General features: G+C 65.9%; 1 protein-coding gene. It reads right to left on the bottom strand.

Annotation, left to right across the window (positions count from 1 at the left end; all coding sequences use genetic code 11):
- Positions 1 to 7,217: non-ribosomal peptide synthetase (locus DVJ77_RS20880; RefSeq protein WP_114847475.1), on the bottom strand; the 7,217-nt coding region annotated here is incomplete at both ends.

The following is a 7,217-nucleotide window of genomic DNA, read 5'->3' as shown; positions in this document are numbered from 1 at the left end:
CGGGGCAGGCATCGCCGGCGACGCCGAGCGAGGTCAGGCTGGGCATGCGCTGGGCATCCAGCTCGGGCAGCAGCGCGGGCGGAAAAGTGGTGTAGCTGATGCGTTCGCGCTCGACCAGTTCGGTCAAGGCATCCTTCGATAGCAGCGTTTCAGCGTGCGCCAGTACGAGGGCGGCACCGGCCATGAAGGCCAGCGCGATCTCGGAGATCGCCGCATCGAAACTGTGCGAGGCGAACTGCAGCACGCGTCCGTGTGCGTCCACGCCGAAGCGTTCAGCCAGGGCGCTGGCGACATTGCCCAGGCCGCGATGGCTGACGACCACGCCCTTGGGTCGTCCGGTGGAGCCGGAGGTGTAGATCACATAGGCCGGATGATCGGTGCACAGCGGTGCGTGACGTTCGGCATCGCTGGGGTTATGTTCCGGCGCTTGCGCGATAGCCGTCTGTACGGCCGTATCGTCGAAGGACCAAGGCACGGGTCCGGGCGGCAGGGTCGCGCCGATGGCCGCGGTGGCGACCAGGAGACGCGGTCGGGCATCGGCGAGCATAAAGGCCAGGCGTTCGGCCGGGTACTCCGGGTCGAGCGGTAGATAGGCGGCACCGGCCTTGTGGATGCCGAGCAAGGCGACGATCAGTTCCAGCGAGCGCGGCATGGCCAGGGCGACGAGGTGTTCGGGGCCGACCCCGGCGCCGATCAAGGCATGAGCGACGCGATTGGCGCGCCGGTTCAACTCGGCATAGCTCAACGACACGCCGTCGAGCACCACGGCCTCGGCGTCCGGTTGGCGTTGTGCCTGTTGCTCGAACAGTTGCGGAAACGGCAGCTCCGGCAAGGGACGCGCGGTGGCGTTCCAGCGCACCAGCAGCAGGTCGCGTTCGGCTTTATCAAGCAGGGAAATACGCCCGGTGATTTGCTGCGGCTGCTGGGCGATAGCTTCCAGCGTGCGAACCAGACGCTGGGCCAAGGCCGCTACGGTGTCCCGTTCAAACAGATCCGGGCGATAGCCGAAGCGCAACTCCATCTCGGCGCCGGGCAGCACCAGCAAACCGAACGGATAATGCGACGTATCGCCGCCGTAGCTTTCGGCCTGCGCGATGCGCAGGGGGTCGCGCGCGGTGTCCGTCGCACGATCGTCCAATGTGGGGTAATTCTCGAACGCCAGGCTGGTGTCGAACAGCTCGCCGATGCCGGCCAGGTGCTGGATCTCGCTTAAGCCAAGATGCTGATATTCGAGCATGCTCGCCTGCCGCGTCTGCAAGCGCTGTAGCAGGGCTTGCACGCTTTCGGCCGGATCGAGCGCGATGTGCAGCGGCACCGTGTTGATAAACAGGCCGACCATTTGCTCGCTTCCGGCGATCTCAGGTGGCCGCCCGGAAACGGTGATACCGAAGCTCACCTCGTTGCGACCGGTGTGCCGCGACAGCCACAAGGCCCAGGCCGCCTGAAACAAGGTATTGAGCGTGACACCTGCGGCGCGCGCGCGTTGCTGCAACGCTTGACTCAAGCTGGCATCCAGACAAGCCGTATAGACCTGCGGCACCACCGATGCCTGGCCGCCAGTACTCGAAGCAAGCCGCGTGGGTTCGCTCACACCCGCCAGATAGTCGCGCCAGGCCGATGTCGCCGCATCACGGTCTTGCCGGCGCAGCCATGCCAGGTAATCGCGATACGGCGTGACCGGCGGCAAGGGCGTCGCGCCACGGCTGCGATACAGCGCAAATAATTCGTCCAGCAGAATCGGCATCGACCAGCCGTCGAGCAGCAGGTGATGATTGGTAAAGACCAGTTGATGCTGCTCATCGCCCAGGCGAATCAGCGTAAAGCGCAGCAGCGGACCGCGTGCTGCGTGGAAAGCTTGCGTGCGATCTTCGTGCAGTGCCTGTGCGTGCGCGATGTCGCGTGCGGTGGATTCGTGCCGGCTCAGATCGAGCCACTGCCACGGCACGTCGATCTCCGGCGGAATCACCTGCAGCGGTTCGTTGAAACCGTGATGCACAAAACTCGCGCGCAGGTTGCCGTGGCGCTTAAGCAACGCCTGCGCTGCCGCATGCAGCGCCTGGGCATCGAGCGGTCCATCGAGATTGAACAAGGCCTGCACCAGATAGGCGTCGGGTGCGCCCTCGTCGTACAGGTGCTGGAACAATAATCCATGCTGCAGCGGCGACAGTGGCAGCACGTCGCTGGCTGCGGGCAGGGTCGCCTGGAGCCGCTGCCATTGCTGTGCATCGAGCGATACCAGCGGCGCATGAAATGCGGGCGACTCCTCGGCGATGAGCGGTAGCGCGTACTTGGCCAGCGCCGCAATCGACGGATACTGGAAGACGTCGCGCGGCCGGATCGACAGGCCCGCTTTGCGGGCGCGGCTGACTAGCTGGATCGAGCGGATGCTGTCGCCGCCGAGATCGAAAAAGCTGTGGCTGGTGCCGACCCGAGGCAGGCCGAGTACCTCGGCGTAGATGCGCGCCAGCGTTTCTTCCTGTGGCGTGCACGGAGCGCGGTACTCGTCCGCGGCAAAATCCGGTGCGGGCAGCGCCTTGCGATCGACTTTGCCGTTGGGTGTGAGCGGCAGCGCATCGAGTACCACCACGGCCGCCGGCACCATGTAGTCGGGCAGCCTGTCGGCCAGCGCCTGACGCAGCTCGGCGGCTTGGATCTCATGCGCCTCGATCCGGCCGACATAGGCCACGAGTTGCTTGTGTCCGGGGATGTCCTCGCGCGCGAGGACCACGTTTTGCGCCACGCCGGGAAGCTGTGCCAGAGCGGCTTCGATCTCGCCCAGCTCGATGCGAAACCCGCGGATCTTGACCTGATGGTCGACGCGACCGAGAAAGTCGAGCTGCCCGTCCGACCGCCAGCGCACCAGATCGCCGCTGCGATACATGCGCTGGCTACGCTCGAACGGATTGGCGATAAAGCGCTCCGCCGTCAGCGCCGGACGCCGCAGATAGCCGTCGGCCACACCCAGGCCGGCGATATACAGCTCGCCCGCCACGCCGATCGGTGTCGGCTGCAAGGCATTGTCCAGCACGTAGACACGGGTGTTCTCCAACGGCACGCCGATGCAGTAAGCGGCCCGTTGCAAGGCGGCGTGATCGACCCGGTAGAGGGTGCTTATCACCGAGACTTCGGTTGGTCCGTAAAGCTCGGTGATCGTCGCTTGCGGAAAATACTCGGCGAGTTTGCGCAGCAGCTCGGCCGGCACGGCTTCGCCGCCGACCATCAAGGCACGCAGGGCCGGATAGTGCCCGCGCGCGCCCTCCGGGCCGAGGTGGTTGAGCAGTGCCTCCATAAAACTCGGCACGGCATGCAGGAACGTAATGCCACGCGTCTCTTCCACCAACTGCGCCATGCTGCTCATGCGCGGCGGTTGCACCAGCACCGTACAGCCGCCGCAGACCAGCGGCAGCAGCAGCTCCACCACGGAAATATCGAAGGCGTGAGAGGCCAGGTTGGGCAGCGCATCGTGCGCGCTGAAGTCCAGCGCATCGCGCAGGCCGAACAAGGTGGTCGTCAGTTGGCTATGGGACACCGAGACGCCCTTGGGCCGGCCGGTGGAGCCTGACGTGTAGATCACATACGCCGGATGCGCCGCTAGCAACGGTCGCACGCGCGTGTGATCGGTCGGCGCCGTCGCGGCGCTGTTCGCCAACTGCGCCGCCAGCGTTTCATCGTCCACGTACAGCATCGGCAGTTGCGGCGGCAGGCAGGCGGCCGAGGCCTGATCGGCGATCACCAGCACCGGCATCGCATCGCTGACGATGTAGGCAAGACGTTCCGGCGGATAGGCCGAATCCAGCGGTAGATAGGTCGCCCCGGCTTTCAGGATCGCCAGCAGGGCGGCCACGGTCGTATGCGAGCGTTGCAGGCATAGCGCCACGATGTCGCCGGTGCCGATACCGGACGCGATCAGCCGATGCGCCAGGCGATTGGCCCGCGCGTCCAGCTCGGCGTAGCTTTGCGCGACGTGGTCGAACACCAGCGCCACTGCGTCGGGGGTGGCCGCGACCTGGCGTTCGAACAGATCGGGCAGGGCGATGTTTTCGACATCGCGGGCGGTGTGGTTCCAGTCCTGCAGGATGTGTTGCCGCTCGTCCGGCGCCAGCAAGGACACCTGGGCCAGGGTGAGCGCCGGATCGCGCACCAGCGTATCGAGCAGATGGCACAGATAGCGCACGAAGCGTTCGGCGCTGTCGCGGTCGAACAGGTCGGTGGCGTATTCGAGTACGCCGTCCAGTCCGTTGGGGCTGGCGTCGGCGGCGTAGTGTTCGGTGAAGCTCAGGCTCAGATCGAACTTGGCCGCGAGGACATCGACGGCGGCGGCGCTGACGGTGAGGCCGGGCAGTTCGAACGGCACGGTGGCGTTGTTCTGCACGGCCAGTATCACCTGGAACAGCGGGTGGTGATTGAGCGAGCGCGCCGGGTTGAGCATTTCCACCAGCCGCTCGAACGGCAAGTCCTGATGCGCATAGGCGGCCAGATCGGTACGGCGCACGCGCTCAAGCAAGGCGTCGAAGCTGGGCTGGCCCGACAGGTCGGTGCGCAGCACCAGGGTGTTGACGAAGAAGCCGACCAGATCGTCCAGCGCATCGTCGGTGCGCCCGGCGATGGGGCTGCCGATGACGATGTCGTCGCCGGCGCCGAGCTTGCCCAGCAGCAGGGCGAGTGCGGCGTGCAAGACCATGAACAAGGTGGCGTGCCGTTCGCGGACCATCGTCAGCAGGCGGCGATGCAGATCGGCATCGAGGTGGAAGGAGACGACGTCGCCGCGATGGCTGGCGATGGCCGGGCGCGGCCGGTCGGTGGGCAGGTTGATCTGCTCGGGCAGGCCGGCCAGCGCATGTCGCCAATAGGTGCTCTGCACGGCCATGGCGCTGGTGGGGTCGGACTCCTCGCCGAGCACCTCGCGCTGCCACAGCGCATAGTCGGCGTATTGCACCGGCAACGGCGCCCAGGCGGGTGCCTGGTGCGCGCGCCGTGCGGCATAGGCAAAGGCGAGGTCGCGCGCCAGCGGCACCAGCGACCAGCCGTCGCCGGCAATATGGTGCAGCACCAGCAGCAACACGTGCTGCTGCTCGTCGAGACGGAACAGGTGTGCGCGTAGTGGAAGTTCGCGCGCGAGGTCGAACCCGTGCGCTTGCGCCGTGGCAATGGCTGCCGCCAGTTCGCCTTGGTCCACTTCGCGCTGCATGAACGGCACAGGCGCAGCGGTGGGACCCAGGATGCGTTGCGTGGCGATGCCGTCGTCTTCGTCGAATACGGTACGCAGCGATTCGTGACGCTCAAGCAAATCGCCCAGCGCGGCGTGCAGTGCGGCGGCGTCCAGGGGGCCATGCATATGCAATGGCAGGGCGATGTTGTAAGTGCTGTCGGGACCTTGCAGTTGCTGGATAAACCACAGGCGCTGCTGTGCGTACGACAGCGGCAGACTCTCCAGCCCATCGCGCGGATAGGGCCGCAGCGGCCGCCGTGCGGCGGCAGCGGAAGCAAGCTGTTGCGATAGCGCGGCGACGGTGGGCGTCTCGAACAACTGGCCGATGGATAGCTCTATCTGCAGCATCGAGCGCACCCGGCTGACCAGCCGCGTCGCCAGCAGCGAATGGCCACCCAGATCGAAGAAACTATCGTCGATGCCGACCCGTGGCAGGCCCAGCACTTCGGCGAACAGGCTGGTAAGAATCGCTTCCTGCGGCGTGCGTGGCGCGCGGCTATCGGCGCTGGTCATGACCGGCGCGGGCAAGGCCTTGCGGTCCAGCTTGCCGTTGGGTGTCAGGGGCATCGCGGCCAGCGGCACCAGCAGCGCGGGAACCATGTAATCGGGCAGTTGCGTGGCAAGGGCCTGGCGCAGTTGCAGCGCGAGTACACGCGTATCGCTGCCCGCATCGGGATCGTTGGCATAGGCGGCGCGCGGGCGCAAGGCCAGTTCTCGCGGCTGGATGCCTACCGGGCGGCGGCCATCCAGCCGCGATGTCGATATCAGCACCGCATCGAACGCACCGTCGTCGGCGCGATCGGACCACACGGTGCCGACCCAATAACCGGCAGCCTGGCCTAGCGTCGTCAGCGCTTCCGGCTCTACGCCGTTTTGCGCATCCGGTGCAGCGGCCTGTCTGGCCGCATCCAGCTCGCCGCGTTCCAGTAGCTGCGCAGCCAGCGATTCACCCAGCAGGCGTCGGTTGGGCACGTTGGTAATACGCAGCTCTGACGGACGCCGTGTCTGCAGGTATTGCGCCAGCGCCGCCTCGTCGGCCACATCCGTACCCCACTGCAACACCGGCAGGTCGTGCAGCGGCAGTAGTCGGGCGCCGTGTTTATGCAGCACGGCTTCATAGCGGTGATGAGTCAACTCATTGTGCGACCAGCCACGCTTGAGTTGGATCTCGATGCCGGCGATATCGGCCTGTTCCTGTTGCAACGCGACGAAGAAGCGCGGATCGAGCAGCAGCTCTTTTTCGGTGGCGATACTCTGCGCCACGTGCCGGCGCAGGCTCGCTGCGTCGTCGTGCGCGGTGGCCCGATGCAGCGCCAGCGAGGTGGTGAACTGGCGCAGGAAACGCAAGTTGCGCACGTCGCCGATCACCAGGCGGCCACCCGGTGCAAGCAAGGCCATGGCCTGATGAATGACATCGGTGAGATAGGCGGCGCTGGGGAAGTACTGCACCACGGAATTAATCAGCACGGTGTCGAAGAAGTCGCGCGGCAGCTCCGCCGACTCATGCGCGGCCAGTACGCGCAACTCGACCCGCTGCGCCAGTTCGTCATGCGTTGACAGCACGCCGCGCAGCGCATCGATCGCCGGAGCGGAGAAGTCCGTACCCCAATAAGCCTCGCAATGCGGAGCGAGTTTCCAAAGCATCAGGCCCGAACCGACACCGATTTCAAGCACGCGCCGTGGACGCAGTTCCAAGACGTTCGCTACCGTCGCCATCTGCCATTCGCGCAACTGCTGCAATGGAATCAACTGGCCGTCATAGCTGCTGACCAGGGCGCGGAAATCTTCGTCGTAGGCGCTTTCGAGGCTGGCGTCATACAGACGGTCGTAAACGGCCTGCCACTCACCGACCTGTTCCTGCTCGCGCCCTGCATCATGGCTGTCGCCCGGCTCGCTGCTGGGCACGAAATAGGCAATAAGTTGCTTGTGGCCCGCGCCATCTTCGCGCGCGATCACCACGCTTTGCGCGACACCGGGCAGGCGCGCCAGCGCCGCCTCGATCTCGCCC

It is taken from the genome of Dyella tabacisoli, from assembly GCF_003350925.1.
In the GTDB taxonomy this organism is placed as follows: Bacteria; Pseudomonadota; Gammaproteobacteria; order Xanthomonadales; family Rhodanobacteraceae; genus Dyella_C; species Dyella_C tabacisoli.
The sequence above is the reverse complement of the archived record's forward strand: the minus strand, read 5'-3'. Positions and strand labels throughout refer to the sequence as shown.